The sequence below is a fragment of the Mesorhizobium sp. LNHC209A00 genome, assembly GCF_000502915.1.
Taxonomy (GTDB): Bacteria; Pseudomonadota; Alphaproteobacteria; order Rhizobiales; family Rhizobiaceae; genus Mesorhizobium.
Genome location: NZ_AYWT01000006.1, coordinates 358,533 through 373,703, shown reverse-complemented (window position 1 = coordinate 373,703; position 15,171 = coordinate 358,533). Strand labels below are relative to the sequence as shown.

At 62.8% G+C, this 15,171-nt stretch carries 12 protein-coding genes; 4 read left to right on the top strand and 8 right to left on the bottom strand.

Annotated features, from left to right (window positions below; all coding sequences use genetic code 11):
- Positions 1 to 91 precede the first annotated feature (91 nt).
- From X739_RS148360 to X739_RS148375, 4 genes are all read right to left on the bottom strand, one after another.
- Positions 92 to 1,111, bottom strand: coding sequence for an esterase-like activity of phytase family protein (locus X739_RS148360; protein WP_023795019.1), 1,020 nt, complete (start codon positions 1,109 to 1,111; stop codon positions 92 to 94).
- Positions 1,108 to 3,006: a cobaltochelatase subunit CobT gene (gene cobT, locus X739_RS148365; protein WP_023770820.1), complete on the bottom strand. Its 1,899-nt coding sequence runs from the start codon at positions 3,004 to 3,006 to the stop codon at positions 1,108 to 1,110. Before cobT ends, X739_RS148360 begins: the two co-directional genes overlap by 4 nt.
- An 11-nt stretch (positions 3,007 to 3,017) precedes the next feature.
- The gene (cobS, locus tag X739_RS148370) at positions 3,018 to 4,004 is read right to left on the bottom strand and encodes a cobaltochelatase subunit CobS (RefSeq protein WP_015315506.1); all 987 of its coding nucleotides are present in this window, start codon (positions 4,002 to 4,004) and stop codon (positions 3,018 to 3,020) included.
- Between the two features lie 123 nt (positions 4,005 to 4,127).
- Positions 4,128 to 4,748: a J domain-containing protein gene (locus X739_RS148375; protein ID WP_023770821.1), complete on the bottom strand. Its 621-nt coding sequence runs from the start codon at positions 4,746 to 4,748 to the stop codon at positions 4,128 to 4,130.
- Positions 4,749 to 4,936: 188 nt separating this feature from the next.
- Between X739_RS148375 and X739_RS148380 the strand changes: the two genes are divergently transcribed.
- Positions 4,937 to 5,239, top strand: a complete 303-nt coding sequence (locus X739_RS148380; protein WP_023783594.1) for a BolA family protein — start codon at positions 4,937 to 4,939, stop codon at positions 5,237 to 5,239.
- A gap of 42 nt (positions 5,240 to 5,281) precedes the next feature.
- Here X739_RS148380 and X739_RS148385 read toward each other — a convergent pair whose 3' ends face one another.
- A complete protein-coding gene (locus X739_RS148385; protein WP_023795018.1) occupies positions 5,282 to 6,835 on the bottom strand; it encodes an acetolactate synthase large subunit in 1,554 nt (517 codons plus the stop codon).
- Positions 6,836 to 7,161: 326 nt separating this feature from the next.
- Here X739_RS148385 and X739_RS148390 point away from each other — a divergent pair, with 326 nt between their 5' ends.
- From X739_RS148390 to X739_RS148400, 3 genes are read left to right on the top strand one after another with little or no spacing between them, the layout of a single operon-like run.
- Positions 7,162 to 9,177, top strand: coding sequence for a PrkA family serine protein kinase (locus X739_RS148390; protein WP_023795017.1), 2,016 nt, complete (start codon positions 7,162 to 7,164; stop codon positions 9,175 to 9,177).
- A 19-nt stretch (positions 9,178 to 9,196) separates the two neighbouring features.
- Positions 9,197 to 10,510 (top strand): YeaH/YhbH family protein, encoded by a 1,314-nt coding sequence (locus tag X739_RS148395; protein ID WP_023770823.1) that lies wholly within the window; start codon positions 9,197 to 9,199, stop codon positions 10,508 to 10,510.
- Positions 10,511 to 10,518: 8 nt separating this feature from the next.
- Positions 10,519 to 12,063: a SpoVR family protein gene (locus X739_RS148400; RefSeq protein WP_023770824.1), complete on the top strand. Its 1,545-nt coding sequence runs from the start codon at positions 10,519 to 10,521 to the stop codon at positions 12,061 to 12,063.
- 374 nt (positions 12,064 to 12,437) lie between these two features.
- Here X739_RS148400 and X739_RS148405 read toward each other — a convergent pair whose 3' ends face one another.
- From X739_RS148405 to X739_RS148415, 3 genes are read right to left on the bottom strand one after another with little or no spacing between them, the layout of a single operon-like run.
- Positions 12,438 to 13,328: an HlyC/CorC family transporter gene (locus X739_RS148405; protein ID WP_023770826.1), complete on the bottom strand. Its 891-nt coding sequence runs from the start codon at positions 13,326 to 13,328 to the stop codon at positions 12,438 to 12,440.
- A gap of 1 nt (position 13,329) precedes the next feature.
- Positions 13,330 to 14,466, bottom strand: a complete 1,137-nt coding sequence (aroB, locus tag X739_RS148410) for a 3-dehydroquinate synthase (protein ID WP_023770827.1) — start codon at positions 14,464 to 14,466, stop codon at positions 13,330 to 13,332.
- Positions 14,463 to 15,074 (bottom strand): shikimate kinase, encoded by a 612-nt coding sequence (locus X739_RS148415; protein WP_023770828.1) that lies wholly within the window; start codon positions 15,072 to 15,074, stop codon positions 14,463 to 14,465. The genes aroB and X739_RS148415 overlap by 4 nt, the downstream gene beginning before the upstream one ends.
- Between the last annotated feature and the right edge of the window lie 97 nt (positions 15,075 to 15,171).

Sequence of the window (15,171 nt, the reverse complement as noted above, 5' to 3'; positions counted from 1 at the left end):
AGTGGCTTGTCGGGGCAAAGACTGTGGGATGGCCGGCGCATGGACAAAATCGCCGCAAGATCGCTGGTGGGGCGTCGCGAAGGGCTGCCCCTCAATCCTGAAGCAGAATGAATTCCAGATAGAGATTGCGCTGCAGGATCGAATGGTTGTCGTCGGAGATCAGCGACACCATCAGCGCGCCGTCATCCCGGCTCCAGACGTCGAGCCCTTCAATATTGTCGATTTGGTAGCCCATGTCGGCTTGCAGCAGCACCGGCCCGTCGGCGACGGCGCCCTTCTCGACGCTCTCCCCATAAATGCGCCGCAGCCGCATCTTGAGGCCGCCCGCCATGGTGAAGCTGCGCTCCAGCAGCAAGAGGTCGCCATCCGGCAGGAAGGCGCCGTCGGTGATGTCGAAATCGTCGTTGCGCTTGATGGTGAAGACGCCCCTATGCGGGCCTTCGATAATGGCGGCGTAGATGTTGCCTGATTTGTCGAGGCTCTTCTCCGACACCACGACCAGGCCGCCTTGATGCTGGCCATTGGCATTTGAATGGGTAACTGTCTCGAAGCCGCGGTTCTGCCGCAGCTCCCGCGGCGGCACCAGGAAATCCAGCTGCCTGAATGGCGCCTTCATGGTGTCCGGTTCGATCCTGAATTGGGAGACGCGGTGGTTGCGCTCGAAACCGACGGTGGCAATGCCGTCCTTGACCGCGAGGCCTTCGGCGTCGACTTCCCATTTTTCGTCGATCGGCTGCCCGCTCTGGTCGGCCATCTGCTGCATGCGAAAATTCTGGATGCCGAGGGGTCGCCTGTCGGCGTCGCGGGCCACCGAGCCGAAGAACCAGTAACCGGTGTCGGCAACACCGATGAAATCACTGCCCGCTTTCAGGAACCGAAAGGCCGACAACGCGCCGAAATCGCGTGATGGCGACGTCATTTCCAGCCCACCGACGAATTCGAGCGGACCGAATTGCTTGTCGGCGCGGCCAATGTGGAATTCGGTGATCGGGCGTGCCGAGACGGCGACAGGTTCAACTGGAGCCGAGCCGGCCGAACCTGCCGGAACACCGGCGAGCAGGACGATGGCGGCGAAAAGCGTTTGCCTAAACCCGCCTCGCGAAAAGATCATCCGGCGCGCCGCACGCCGCCGCGACGCGTATCCTTCGCGCTCTCCTCGGCGAACAGCGACGCCAGCTGCTCGGTCATCGCGCCGGCCAGTTCCTCGGCATCGACGATGGTGACAGCGCGCCTGTAGTAGCGCGTGACGTCATGGCCTATGCCGATGGCCAGCAGCTCGACCGGTGAGCGCGTCTCGATCAATTCGATGACAGCGCGCAGATGCCGCTCGAGATAATTGCCCGGATTGACCGACAGCGTGGAATCGTCGACCGGCGCGCCGTCCGAGATCATCATCAGGATCTTGCGCTGTTCAGGCCGGGCAATCAGCCGATTGTGCGCCCACAGCAGCGCCTCGCCGTCGATATTTTCCTTGAGCAGGCCTTCGCGCATCATCAGGCCAAGGTTGCGGCGTGCCCGCCGCCATGGATGATCGGCGGATTTGTAGATGATATGACGCAGATCGTTGAGGCGGCCGGGGTTCGGCGGCTTGCCGTCCTTCAGCCACTTCTCGCGCGCCTGTCCGCCCTTCCAGGCCCGCGTGGTAAAGCCGAGGATCTCGACCGAGACGCCGCAGCGCTCCAGCGTGCGCGCCAGAATATCGGCGCAGGTGGCGGCGACCGTGATCGGCCGGCCACGCATCGAGCCGGAATTGTCGAGCACCAGCGTCACCACCGTGTCGCGGAACTTGGTGTCGCGCTCCTGCTTAAACGACAGCGGCTGCATCGGATCGATGACGACGCGCACCAGTCGCGCCGGGTCGAGATAGCCCTCTTCCAGGTCGAAATCCCAGGACCGGTTCTGCTGCGCCATCAGCCGGCGCTGCAGCCGGTTGGCGAGCCGTCCGACCACGCCCGACAGATTGGCGAGTTGCTTGTCGAGGAAGGCGCGCAGCCGGTCGAGTTCTTCCTCTTCGCAGAGCTCCTCCGCGCCGACCGTCTCGTCGAAAGCTGACGTGTAAACCTTGTAGTCGATTTCCTTCGGCAGATTGGTGAAGGGATTGTCGTTGCGCCTAGCCTCGCCGGGCGTCTCGGCATCGGCATCGTCGTCGTCGGACAAATCGTCAGCGGTGGCGTCGGAGGCTTCCGTCTCCGCCGATTGCTCGTCGTCGGCCGATGCCTCGGCGTCCTCGGACTGGGACTGCTCGGAGCCTGAATCGTCCTCGCCGCCTTCCTCGCTTTGTTCCTCGCCTTGCGGCTGGTTGTCGTCATTGTCCTCGGAGTCTTCGGTCTCCTGGTCGTCGCCGAGTTCCTCGGCCATTTCCATGGAGGCAAGCATCTCGCGCACGACGCGGGCGAAGGCCTGCTGGTCCTCGAGCTTTTCCGACAGGCCGTCGAGGTCGGCCTTGGCCTTCTCCTCGACCCAGGGCCGCCAGAGTTCGACCAGCCGCTCGCCGCTCTTCGGCACCGGCCGGCCGGTCAGCTTTTCGCGCACCATCAGCGCCAGCGCCTCCTCGATGGGCGCGTCCGCCTTATCCTTGACGTCGACGAGGTTGGCCTTGGTGTATTTGTCCTCCAGCATCGAGCCTATATTGTCGGCGACGCCCTGCATGGCGCGGCTGCCGATCGCCTCGACGCGGGCCTGTTCGACCGCGTCGTAGATGGCGCGGGCGGCCTTGCCTTCCGGCGCCAGCTTGCTGTGGATGCGCACATCATGGCAGGCGCGCTTCAACGCCATGGAATCGCCGAGCCCGCGGGTAATCGCGATGTCGGACTTCGATGCCTTCTTGGGCAGTTCGGGCAGCCGCGCACGGCTGCCCGCCAGCGCCGGCCTGTCCTTGGCGAAGCCGACTTCCATTTCCTTGTCGCCGGCAATGGCGCGCATGCAGACGGTGACGGCGCGCTTGAAGCTGTCGGCTTCAGACCCCGTCTTGGACTTGTTGCGCGTATTGTCGCCCGGACCCGCCATAGAGGCTCTGCTTAGCCCAGCACCACATTGGCCGCGCTCTCGGGCAGATCCTGGCCGAAGGCGCGCTGGTAGAACTCGGCAACCACCGAACGCTCCAGCTCGTCGCACTTGTTGAGGAAGGTCAGCCGGAACGCCATGCCGACATCGCCGAAGATCTCGGCATTCTCGGCCCAGGTGATGACGGTACGCGGGCTCATCACCGTCGACAGGTCGCCATTGATGAAGGCCGAGCGCGTCATGTCGGCGACGCGCACCATCTTGTTGACGATGTCCTTGCCCTTGGTGTCGCGATAATGCTTGGCCTTGGCCAGCACGATGTTCACTTCATTGTCGTGCGGCAGATAATTCAGCGTGGTAACGATCGACCAGCGGTCCATCTGCGCCTGGTTGATCTGCTGGGTGCCGTGATAAAGGCCAGTGGTGTCGCCTAGACCAACCGTATTTGCGGTCGAAAACAGCCGGAACGCCGGATGCGGGCGGATGACCCGGCTCTGGTCGAGCAGCGTCAGTCGGCCGGACGATTCCAGCACGCGCTGGATGACGAACATCACGTCCGGACGGCCGGCGTCATACTCGTCGAAGCAGAGCGCCACATTGTGCTGGTAGGCCCAGGGCAGGATGCCGTCGCGGAATTCAGTGATCTGCAGGCCGTCCTTGACCACGATCGCGTCCTTGCCGACGAGATCGATACGGCTGACATGGCTGTCGAGATTGACGCGCACGCAGGGCCAGTTGAGGCGGGCGGCGACCTGTTCGATATGGGTCGACTTGCCGGTGCCGTGATAGCCCGACACCATGACGCGGCGGTTGTAGGCAAACCCGGCGAGGATCGCCAAGGTCGTCGCCTTGTCGAACAGATAGTCGGGATCGACATCGGGCACATGCTCGCTGGTGACCGAGTACGCTGGCACCACCATCTTGGACTCGAAACCGAATTTCTCCTTCACCGACACCGTCGTGTCGGGCAGGTTGGCGATGTCGCGATCGACCTTGTTCATATCTCTCAACGTCTCCACGGGCGAAACGTCGCGTTTCGCCGGCAATCCATTTTGTTCGGGGGCGGTCTTAGAGCCTTTTCCAACCTTATGAAAGTTGGAAAACGACACGAACCATAGGGTCGCTCAGCACAGGCCCGCCTGTTTGAGCACGCGATAGGCCTGAAGCACATCGCGGAACCGGTCTTCCGAACCTCTGTCGCCGCCATTCGCATCCGGATGGTGACGCTTCACCAGTTCCTTATAGCGCGCCTTGATGTCCTTGCCAGTCGCCTTTGTATCAAGGCCAAGCGTTTCCAGCGCCTTGGCCTCAAGCGGCTTGGCCTTGCGCTCGCGCGCCTCGCGCGGATCCTTCGGTCCCTTGAACAGGTCGAACGGGTCGCGCATGCGGTTGTAATAGCCCGCGCGGCCGGAGCGCATCTGCGCCATGTCGGGCGAAGAACGCGTCGAGGCGCCGTTGACGCCCATCTTCCAAGTCGGCCGGTGGCCGGTCATCGCTTCCTTCTGGAAGCGCGCCACCTCGGTGTCCGGCACGCCGGAGAAGTAGTTGAAGCCCTTGTTGTACTCACGCACATGGTCGAAGCAGAAGCGGAAATACTCGCCCTCCTTCATGCGGCCGACCGGCGCGCGATGCGTGCCCGCCTCCTTGCAGCCATCCCACTGGCAGATCGGCGCGTGCGCCTTCACCTCCGCGTCCTTGTCGGGGCGGACGCGAATCTTCTCGAAATATTTGGGATACGGCTTCATCTAACCCATTTATGGGGCGTTCGCAGATGCGAAACAAGAATTGACATTTTCGCGATGATCGCCCTAACCGCTGAATCGCGGCTTAAAGCAGGCGAACGACCGATTTTGTTGCGCGCCGGCGGCCCGGCGAATCCTGTTTCCGGTTTTCACGCCGGCGCGCCGACCATATGTGGTGAAGGGAGAAGACGATGTCCATACAGGCGACCATGGAAGACAAGCTCAACAGGGCATTTTCGCCCGAGCGGCTGGTCATCCTCAACGAAAGCCATCTCCACGCCGGCCATCATCACGTGGAATCCGGTCACCACGCTGAGTTCGATGGCACCGGCGAGACACATTTCCGTGTCCGTATCGTCTCGGCGAATTTTGTTGGCATGAGCCGCGTCGAGCGCCACCGCGCCGTCAACGAACTGCTGGCCGACGAGTTGAAGGCCGGCGTTCACGCACTGGCTATCGAGCCCGCGGCGCCCGGCGAACAGACGCGCTGGTAGGCCAAGTCCCCGAGCTGAGCTGTAGCGCGCGTCTCGCGCTGTTCAGATTATCGCTTCGATCAGGAATGGCCCGCGCCGCGACAAGGCGGCATCGAGCAGCGCGTTAAACCGCTCGCAGGTGTCGGCACGCGCCGCCTCCACGCCCATGCCTTTGGCCAGCGAAACCCAGTCCAGCGCCGGATGGTCGAGGTCGAGCATGCGCCTGGCATTTTCGCCGATCGCGTTCACCCCGACATTGCGCATTTCGCCATGCAGGATCGCATAGGTGCGGTTGGAAAAGACGATCGTCACCACGTCGAGATTTTCCCGCGCCTGCGTCCACAGGCCCTGCACCGTGTACATGCCGCTGCCGTCGGCCTCCAGATTGATTACCTTGCGGCCGGGACAGGCGATCGCCGCGCCTGTCGCCAGCGGAATGCCGCCGCCGATCGACCCGCCCGTGCCCATCATATAGTCGTGCGGCGCGGCAAAGGCCGACAGCGCGAAGAAGCGTCGCGCCGAAGTGACCGCCTCGTCGCAAACGATCGCGTCGCCCGGCAGCTTTTTGGCGACGGAGAGTGCAATTGCATCTTCCGTCAATCTGCCGGTTGGTGTTGCCTCCTCGGGAAAGGCGCTTGCAACCAACGCCGGTTGCGATTGCTTGACGCGTAGTTCGTCGCGAAGCGCCTCCAGCGCCGCATGCAGATCCTGACCATGGGCGGCGAGCGTCAGCACCTGGCAATCGTCACGGACAAGCCTTCCCGGTTTTCCCGGATAGGCGAAGAAGGCGACCGGCTCCTTTCCGCCGATCAGCACAAGGACATCGATATCCCTGAGCGCTGCCGTCGCCGCGTCGACGGGATAGGGAATGCGCGTCGGCGCGACACGCCCGCGCCCGCGCTGCATACGCGCGATCAACACCTCGCTGAACAGCCTGACATCGCAGGCCGCTGAAATCTGGCCGGCGATCTCGAGGGCATCGGCTCGCGCCGCCCGTCCCCGAACGATCATGCCGACGCGCCCGGGAGCGGCACGGATCGCGGTAGCCACCGCTCGCACGGCGTCGATGTCGACGGCTCGCGGCGATGCGAGTTCCACTTTGACGGGCGAAACCGCGTCGGCGTCGCCCCAGGCCGCGTCCGCCGGCAGGATCAGCGTTGCGACACCCGGCGGTGTCAGCGAGGCGCGAAGGGCCGCCTCCGTGGCCGGTTGGACATCCGTGGGCCCTTCGATGCGGCGCACCCACTTCGACATCGGCGCCGCCAGCCCCTCTATGTCGCTGGTGAGCGGCGCGTCGAGCGGCAGATGGTAGGAGGCATGGTCCCCGACGATGTTGATCATCGGGCTGAAGGCGCGCCTTGCATTGTGCATGTTGGCCAGCCCATTGGCGAGGCCCGGGCCGGTGTGCAGCAGCGTCGCGGCGGGTCGATCGGTCATGCGCGCATAGCCGTCGGCCGCACCCGTCACCACCCCCTCGAACAGGCCGAGCACGCAGCGCATCGCCGGCTTGCGGTCGAGGGCCGCGACGAAATGCATTTCGGATGTGCCGGGATTGGCGAAGCAGACATTCACGTCATTAGCCAACAGCACGTCGCACAGAACATCGGCGCCATTCATGCAAATTTTCTCCCATTCACGAAGAGCAATTGCACCCGCGGATATCGGCACGGCAATATCCCGCCGCCGCTTTTGGCATGATCCAGCCACGGAATGGGCGAGCGACGGTCGGCAGGATCAGGCGATCGTCGATTTCAGGAACGCTGGCGCCGCGGCGTTCGGCGCACTGCCGTCATCTCCGCCGAAATCGCGGTTGATGGGCGGCCATTCGGGCCGGAGCGTTGTTTGGATTTCAGTACCAGATGCATGCGCGCCGACGGAACAAACAATGCCTTCCCGCAGTTGAATATGCGAGCCCCATCAAAATGGCTCCGAAGGCAACGAACATGCGTGAGAACCAATCCGACGTCTTCCATCTCTTCTCGGAAATTTATGCGAACGCCGCCCAGGAAGAGATAAGTCTCCAGCAATATCTGCTCGCCTGCCGCGAGGACAAATCGATGTATGCCTCGGCGCCGGAACGAATGGTCGAGGCGATCGGCGAGCCAAACCTGGTCGACACCAGCAAGGACGAGCGGCTAGGCCGTATCTTCTCGAACCGGACCGTCAAGATATATCCCTCCTTCTCCGACTTTTACGGGATGGAAGATACGATCGAGCGCATCGCCGGCTATTTCCGCTATGCCTCCCAGGGCCTCGAGGAGCGCAAGCAGATCCTCTACCTCTTGGGTCCGGTCGGCGGCGGCAAATCCTCCTTGGCCGAACGGTTGAAGAAATTGATGGAAGAGCGCCCGATCTACACGCTGAAGGTCGGCAACCAGATCAGTCCGGTTTTCGAATCGCCGCTTGGCCTGTTCCATCCCGATCGCATGAGCGATCTCCTGGAGGACAAATACGGGATAGCCCGGCGCCGCCTGAACGGACTTATCTCGCCATGGGCGGCCAAGCGCCTCGACGAACTGTCCGGCGACATTTCCAAATTCAGCGTCGTCAAACTGATGCCGTCGCGGCTGCGCCAGATCGGCATCGCCAAGACCGAGCCTGGCGACGAGAACAATCAGGACGTCTCGGCCCTGGTTGGCAAGGTCGACATCAGGCAATTGGAAAATTTCAGCCAGTCCGACCCTGACGCTTATTCCTACAGCGGCGGGCTGAACCGAACGACGCAAGGCCTGCTCGAATTCGTCGAGATGTTCAAGGCGCCCATCAAGGTGCTGCATCCATTGCTGACGGCGACCCAGGAAGGCAGTTACAACGGCACCGAGAATTTCGGTGCCTTTCCGTACCAGGGCATCATCGTTGCCCATTCCAACGAATCCGAGTGGCAACAGTTCAAAAACAACAAGAACAATGAGGCGTTTCTCGATCGCATCCTCGTGGTCAAGGTGCCGTATTGCCTGCGCATCACCGAAGAGAGGCAGATCTACGAGAAGCTGCTGCGCGAGAGTGAATTGGCCGCCAGCCCCTGCGCGCCCGAGGTGTTGGACATCCTCAGCCGGTTCAGCGTCTCGACACGCCTTGCCGAGCACGACAATTCGCCGCTGCACACCAAAATGCGCGCCNGGTTCAGCGTCTCGACACGCCTTGCCGAGCACGACAATTCGCCGCTGCACACCAAAATGCGCGCCTATGATGGCGAGAACCTCAAGGAAGTCGACCCGAGGGCGAAGTCAGTCCAGGAATATCGCGACGCCGCCGGCGTCGACGAAGGCATGACCGGCGTCAGCACGCGCTTCGCCTTCAAGATCCTGTCGCAGACGTTCAACTACGACACCAACGAGGTCGCGGCGGACCCCGTGCATCTTATGTACATCCTGGAAGAGGCGATCAAACGGGAGCAGTTTCCGAAGGAGACGGAAGCCGCCTATCTCGAATTCATCAAGTCGGAGCTGGCCGCCCGTTACGCCGAGTTCATCGGCCATGAAATCCAGAAGGCCTATCTGGAGTCCTATAGCGAATATGGCCAGAACCTGTTCGACCGCTACATCGCCTATGCCGATGCCTGGATCGAGGACCAGGACTACAAGGACCCCGACACCGGCCAAATCCTCAATCGCGAGGTGTTGGACAACGAACTGTCGCAGGTCGAAAAACCGGCAGGCATCGCCAATCCGAAGGACTTCCGCAACGAGGTGGTGAAGTTCACGCTGCGTGCCCGGGCGCGCAACCATGGCCGCAACCCGTCATGGACGAGCTACGAGAAGCTGCGCGAGGTTATCGAAAAGCGCATGTTCGGCCAGGTCGAGGACCTCCTGCCCGTGATCAGCTTCGGCTCCAAGCAGGATAGCGTCACCGAAAAGCGGCATAATGAATTCGTCCAGCGGATGGTGGAGCGCGGCTATACGGAACGGCAGGTGCGCCGGCTGGTCGATTGGTACATGCGGGTGAACAAGGCGGGCTGAGAGCAGTCCGGATGGTTGCATGCCGATCTTTATCGACCGCCGCCTGAATCCGAAGGACAAAAGCCTTGGCAACCGCCAGCGCTTTCTCAGGCGTGCCCGCGAGGAGCTAAAGCGCAGCATTCGCGACCAGATCCGCGCTGGGCGGATCGCCGACGTGGACGCGGAGCATGTCGTGCCGATGCCCGAAAGAGGCACTGGCGAGCCGACCTTCAACGACGCCAGGGACACCGGCCGGCGCCGGCACATCCTGCCGGGCAACAGGCAATTCTCCCAAGGCGACCTGATCGCCAAGCCCGGTCAGGGCGGAGGCATGGGCGGTTCGTCACCGGGAAAAACCGCGTCCGAGGACGACTTTCGTTTCGTGCTTTCGCGCGAGGAGGTGCTCGATCTCTTCTTCGAGGATCTCGAACTGCCCGACCTGGTCAAGCTCAATCTCAAGGAGATCCTTGCCTTCAAGCCGCGCCGGGCGGGTTTCGCCGCCACCGGTTCGCCAACCAACATCAATGTCGGCCGCACGATGCGCAACAGCCACGGCCGCCGCATTGCGCTCAGGCGCCCCAAGCAAGCGGCGGTCGATGCGATCACGCAGGAACTCGCCTTGCTGGAGGCCGCACCGCCTGATGCTCAAGCGCGCGAGCGCGTCGTGGCGCTCAAAGAAGAGATCGAGCGGCTGGAGCGCCGGCGCCGGCGGATCGCCTTCGTCGACCCGGTCGACATCCGGTTCAACCGCTTCGACCAGCGCCCGGTGCCGAATGCGAAAGCGGTCATGTTCTGCCTGATGGATGTGTCAGGCTCGATGGGCGAGCGCGAGAAGGACTTGGCCAAGCGCTTCTTCGTGCTGCTGCACCTGTTCCTGAAGCGACGTTATGAACGCACCGAAATCGTCTTCATCCGCCACACGCACGAGGCGCAGGAGGTGGATGAGGAAACCTTCTTCTACTGCTCGCAAAGCGGTGGCACCGTCGTTTCCACCGCGCTCGAGGAGATGCATCGCGTCATCGAGCAGCGTTACCCCGCGAGCGAGTGGAACATCTACGCCGCCCAGGCCTCGGATGGCGACAATTTCGCCACCGATTCCGAGCGCTGCATCGCCCTGCTGAACGGCAAGCTCATGCGCCTGTGCCAGTATTTCGCCTATGTCGAGATCATCGACGAACGCGAGAGTCACATCTTCGGTGCGACTGAAAACGGGACGTCGCTCTGGCGAGCCTACAGCGCCATCGAATCGAACTGGCCGAACTTCCAGATGAGCCGCATAGCCACGGCCGCCGATATCTATCCTGTCTTTCGTCAGCTCTTCGCCAAACAGCCCGCGCTCCGGAAGAGCGCCTGAGGGGAACCATGGCCAGGACAGCCAGCAAACCCGGTTTGCTCTTTTCCGGATCCGACTGGGATTTCCTGAAATTGTCGCACGCCTACGAGGCGATCGCGGCAATCGCCATCGAGGACCTCAAGCTGGACACCTATCCGGTGCAGATGGAAATCATTTCCTCGCAACAGATGCTCGACGCCTATTCATCGGTCGGCATGCCGCTGATGTACCGTCATTGGTCGTTCGGCAAGCATTTCCTGTACCAGGATTTTCTCTACCGCAAGGGTGGACGGGGCCTGGCTTACGAACTGGTCATCAACTCCAATCCCTGCATCGTCTACCTGATGGAGGAAAACACCATGGCCTTGCAGGCCCTGGTGACGGCGCATGCGGCGCTCGGACACAATCATTTCTTCAAGAACAATCACCTGTTCCGGCAGTGGACCGACGCCGGGGGGATTCTGAGCTACCTGGAGTTCGCCAAGGGCTACATCGCCCGATGCGAGGAGCGGCACGGACTGTCGGCCGTGGAAAGCATTCTCGACTGCGCCCACGCGCTGATGGAACAAGGCGTGTTCCGATACCACAGGCCGCCAAAGCTGTCGTCGGAGCGGCAGCGTGAAGGGCTGCGCGAGCGCCTGGAGTATGAAGAACGCTCCTACAACGACTTGTGGCGCACGCTGCCACACTCGCAGGAGAGCAGCAAGACGGAGAAGAAGGACGAAGGCTTGGCGGAGCGGAAGAAATCGCTCAACCTGCCCGAGGAAAATCTGCTCTATTTCCTCGAGAAGAACAGTCTTATCCTGGAGCCCTGGCAGCGCGAGATCATCCGCATCGTGCGCATCGTCGCGCAGTATTTCTATCCGCAGCGGCAAACGCAGGTGATGAATGAAGGCTGCGCCACCTTCGTGCATTACACCCTCATGAACGCATTGTTCGACCGCGGCCAGATCAGCGAGGGCGCCATGCTCGAGGTCCTGCGCAACCATTCCAATGTGATCTTCCAGCCGGCCTTCGACGACCCCCGGTTCTCCGGTATCAACCCATACGCGCTCGGCCTCGACATGATGCAGGACATCCAGCGCATTTCGACCGCGCCTACGGCGGAAGACCGCGACTGGTTTCCCGACATTGCGGGCCGGGGTGACTGGCGCGATGTGCTCCTGGACGCCTGGGCCAACCACCGCGACGAATCCTTCATCCGCCAGCACCTCAGCCCAGCCCTGATACGGAAATGGCGGATGTTTGTCCTGGCCGATCAGGCCGACAACGCGCATTACGAGGTCGCCTCGATCCACAACGAGCGCGGCTACCAAAAGATACGTGCCGCGCTGGCCCAGAGCTACGACATCGGGGCGAGCCGGCCGGATATCCAGGTGGTGGATGTCGACCTGCTCGGTAACCGGCATTTGCGGCTGCAGCACAAGGTGAAGGAGGGCGTACTGCTCGACAGCGGCAGCCGCGACGCGACCCTGCGCCATGTCCGAAGCCTCTGGGGTTATGAGGTCAGCCTCGCTTCGGTCGACGCCGAAACCGGTGCGACGCTCAGCGAGCGCTCAAGCAACGACTGTTGAATTTCCGCCCGGCCGCATCGGCGGGTGCCCGGCACAACGAGTGGAACACAGCCGGTGCGCTCAACCGACCCTCGTTCAGGAACGCCAGCGCGGCTGCTTGGCCTGACCGTAGGCCACAGTTTCCGGGGATGGCGTATCTCGCGCCGCTCTCGTGCGGGTTGGCAACAAGGCAGCCATCGAGGCCAGGAGCAAGGTTCGCCGATCGATCGTCATCGGCGAAGAATGCATCGTGGCGGGCGGGGTTTCCGCGAAGGATTGGTAAGGCGACGGCTCGATAGCAATTCCAGGAAAAAGTGCGTAGCGGCTTTCCGCCCGGAATCTCGTAAAACAAAGAGTTGGAGCGGCTCGGCGATCCTATCAAACACTGACCCGATCTAACTGTCGCCGGCCGGCCGGATCCTGACCCTGGCAATCCGGTTCTTGTCGCGTTTCATGACGACGAAGCGCTTGCCGTGGAAGGTAAAAGCCTGCTTCTCCTCGGGGATCGATTGCGCCTCGTGGATGACGAGGCCGGCGATCGTCGTCGCCTCTTCGTCCGGCAGGTTCCAGTCGAGCGCCCGGTTGAGGTCGCGGATCGGCACCGTGCCCTCGACGACGACGGAGCCGTCCGCCTCCTGCTTGACGCCCTGGATGTCGACATCGTGCTCGTCCGCGATCTCGCCGACGATCTCCTCGATAATGTCCTCCAGCGTCACCAGCCCTTCGACCTCGCCATATTCATCGACGACGACGGCAAAATGCGCCTTGCGGCGCAGGAAGGCGTTGAGCTGTTCCTGCAAGGTCGTGGTGTCGGGCACGAACCACGGTTTTGACGCGATCTTCATCACGTCGATCCGCGAGAAATCATTGCCGGCTTCGTTCAGCGCGCGCAGCAGATCCTTGGCGTGCAGCACGCCGACGATGTTGTCGAGTGAACCTTTCCAGAGCGGCATGCGGGTGTGCGGGCTCTGCAGGATCTCGCGCACCACCGCTTCCGGCGCATTGTCGGCATTGACCGAGCGCATATTCGTGCGGTGGACCATGACGTCGGAAACTTCGAGCTCTTCGAGGTCGAACAGGCCGCCGATGCGGTCGCGATCCTCACGCACCACCTGGCCGTCGCGGCGAAAATCGTCGACCGCGCCGCGCAACTCGTCCTGACTCGACCGCTGCGGCTCGATGCGCGAGAGTTCATAGCCGAACATGGCAAGCAGGCGGGTTCGCACGGCAACGACCAGGATGACGAGGATGGCAAGAACGGCGAAGACGACCCAGCCAGTGTCCATCTCAGCCGGCTTTCCCGTTGTCTGGATGGTTTTCCCTGAGGAACGCCAGCACTTCCGAGGCCGGCACATCCTTGGCGATGAAAGCCTCGCCGATCCCGCGCGTCAGAATAAAGGTCAGCGCACCGCGCGACACTTTCTTGTCCTGCGTGATGAATGAAAGCAGCGCATTGGCATCGGGCAAGTCGCCCGGAATGTCGGCCATCCGCCACGGCAGCCCGACGGCACGCAGATGCGCCTCGACGCGGGCCGCGTCGTCGGGGCTGGCGAGATTGAGCCGAGAGGAGAACCGGTACGCCAGCGCCATGCCGATGGCGACCCCCTCGCCGTGGACGAGGCGCGTCCCGTCATACTGCGTGGCGGCTTCGAGCGCGTGCCCGAACGTATGGCCGAGGTTGAGCAGAGCGCGGTCGCCGGTCTCGAACTCGTCGCGGGCAACGACATCGGCCTTGGCGCGGCAGGCTTCGGCAATGGCCTGGACCCGCTCCGGTCCGCCGGCGAACACCTTTTCCCAATTCGCTTCCAGCCAGGCGAAGAAATCCGGCCGGTCGATCAGCCCGTATTTGGCAAGCTCGGCATAGCCGGCGCGAAATTCGCGGATCGGCAGCGTATCGAGCACTTCGGTATCGGCCAGCACCAGCCTGGGCTGGAGGAAGACGCCGACGAGGTTCTTGCCGCGCGGGCTGTTGATGCCGGTCTTGCCGCCGACCGAAGAATCGACCTGCGCCAGAAGCGAGGTCGGAACCTGCACGAAATTCATGCCACGCCGCACGATCCCGGAGGCAAAACCGGTGAGATCGCCGATGACGCCGCCGCCAAGCGCGATGACGACGTCGCCGCGCTCCAGCCTGGCGGCCAGGACGCCGTCGACCACCGCCTCGAGATGGGCAAAGCTCTTGGTCTTCTCGCCGGGCGGCATCGTGATGATCGCGGGCTGGATGCCACTCTTCTCGAGCCCGGCCCTCAGCGTATCGAGATGCGCGGCGGCGACGTTCTCGTCGGTCACCACAGCGGCGCGCGTGCCCGGCAGCCGGCGCGAAATCTCAACGCCGGCGCGCGACAGCAGGCCGGAGCCGATCAATATGTCGTAGGCACGGTCGCCCAGACCGACTTCGACTGTGACTGGCTGATCCGCGCTCATGATTCGACCTCGCCCGTCGCGGCTATCGCATCGATGCCGAAATGCCGGCACAGCGCCTCGATCACCTCGGCCGCGATGACCTCCTTGCGATCGTCGCGGGTCGGCACGGTGACGTCAGAGGTCGCATAGACCGGATAGCGTTCCGCCATCAGCCGCTCCAGCACGGCACGGGGATCGGCGCTTTTCAAGAGCGGCCGGTTCTGCTTCTTGGAAACGCGGTCCATCAGAAGGTCGAGCTCGGCCTTCAGCCACACCGAGACCCCATGGGCGGCGATGGCTTCGCGCGTCTGCGCGTTCATGAAGGCACCGCCGCCGGTCGACAGAACCTGCGGACCGTTTTCCAGCACGCGCAGGATGACACGCTGTTCCAAGGCCCTGAACTCGGTTTCGCCATAGCGCTCGAACAGCTCCGGCACGGTCATCCGCGACACGCTTTCGATCTCCTGGTCGCTGTCGATGAAGGGCAGCGAAAGCATGGTCGCCACCTTGCGGCCGATCGCCGTCTTGCCGGCGCCCATCAGCCCGACAAAGACGATGGACCGGCTGCCCAGCCGGCCAAGCAGCGTGCCATGGGTCTCGCCTGGGGGATTTGCCTGTAGCGCGTTCATCGGCTGTTTCTTCGGCCCTCTTTGCCGGCGTATCGACATGAAAAGCCGGTTTGCGTCAAGCGTGCCGAGTGCCTTGGGCCGATATGGACAGAGCGAC

Coding starts and splice junctions, on each gene's coding strand:
- cobS (WP_015315506.1), bottom strand. CDS start 4,004: ATGAACAAGGTCGATCGCGACATCGCCAACCTGCCCGACACGACGGTG.
- X739_RS148395 (WP_023770823.1), top strand. CDS start 9,197: ATGCCGATCTTTATCGACCGCCGCCTGAATCCGAAGGACAAAAGCCTT.
- X739_RS148375 (WP_023770821.1), bottom strand. CDS start 4,748: ATGAAGCCGTATCCCAAATATTTCGAGAAGATTCGCGTCCGCCCCGAC.
- X739_RS148380 (WP_023783594.1), top strand. CDS start 4,937: ATGTCCATACAGGCGACCATGGAAGACAAGCTCAACAGGGCATTTTCG.
- X739_RS148415 (WP_023770828.1), bottom strand. CDS start 15,074: ATGAACGCGCTACAGGCAAATCCCCCAGGCGAGACCCATGGCACGCTG.
- X739_RS148360 (WP_023795019.1), bottom strand. CDS start 1,111: ATGATCTTTTCGCGAGGCGGGTTTAGGCAAACGCTTTTCGCCGCCATC.
- X739_RS148385 (WP_023795018.1), bottom strand. CDS start 6,835: ATGAATGGCGCCGATGTTCTGTGCGACGTGCTGTTGGCTAATGACGTG.
- X739_RS148405 (WP_023770826.1), bottom strand. CDS start 13,328: ATGGACACTGGCTGGGTCGTCTTCGCCGTTCTTGCCATCCTCGTCATC.
- aroB (WP_023770827.1), bottom strand. CDS start 14,466: ATGAGCGCGGATCAGCCAGTCACAGTCGAAGTCGGTCTGGGCGACCGT.
- X739_RS148400 (WP_023770824.1), top strand. CDS start 10,519: ATGGCCAGGACAGCCAGCAAACCCGGTTTGCTCTTTTCCGGATCCGAC.
- cobT (WP_023770820.1), bottom strand. CDS start 3,006: ATGGCGGGTCCGGGCGACAATACGCGCAACAAGTCCAAGACGGGGTCT.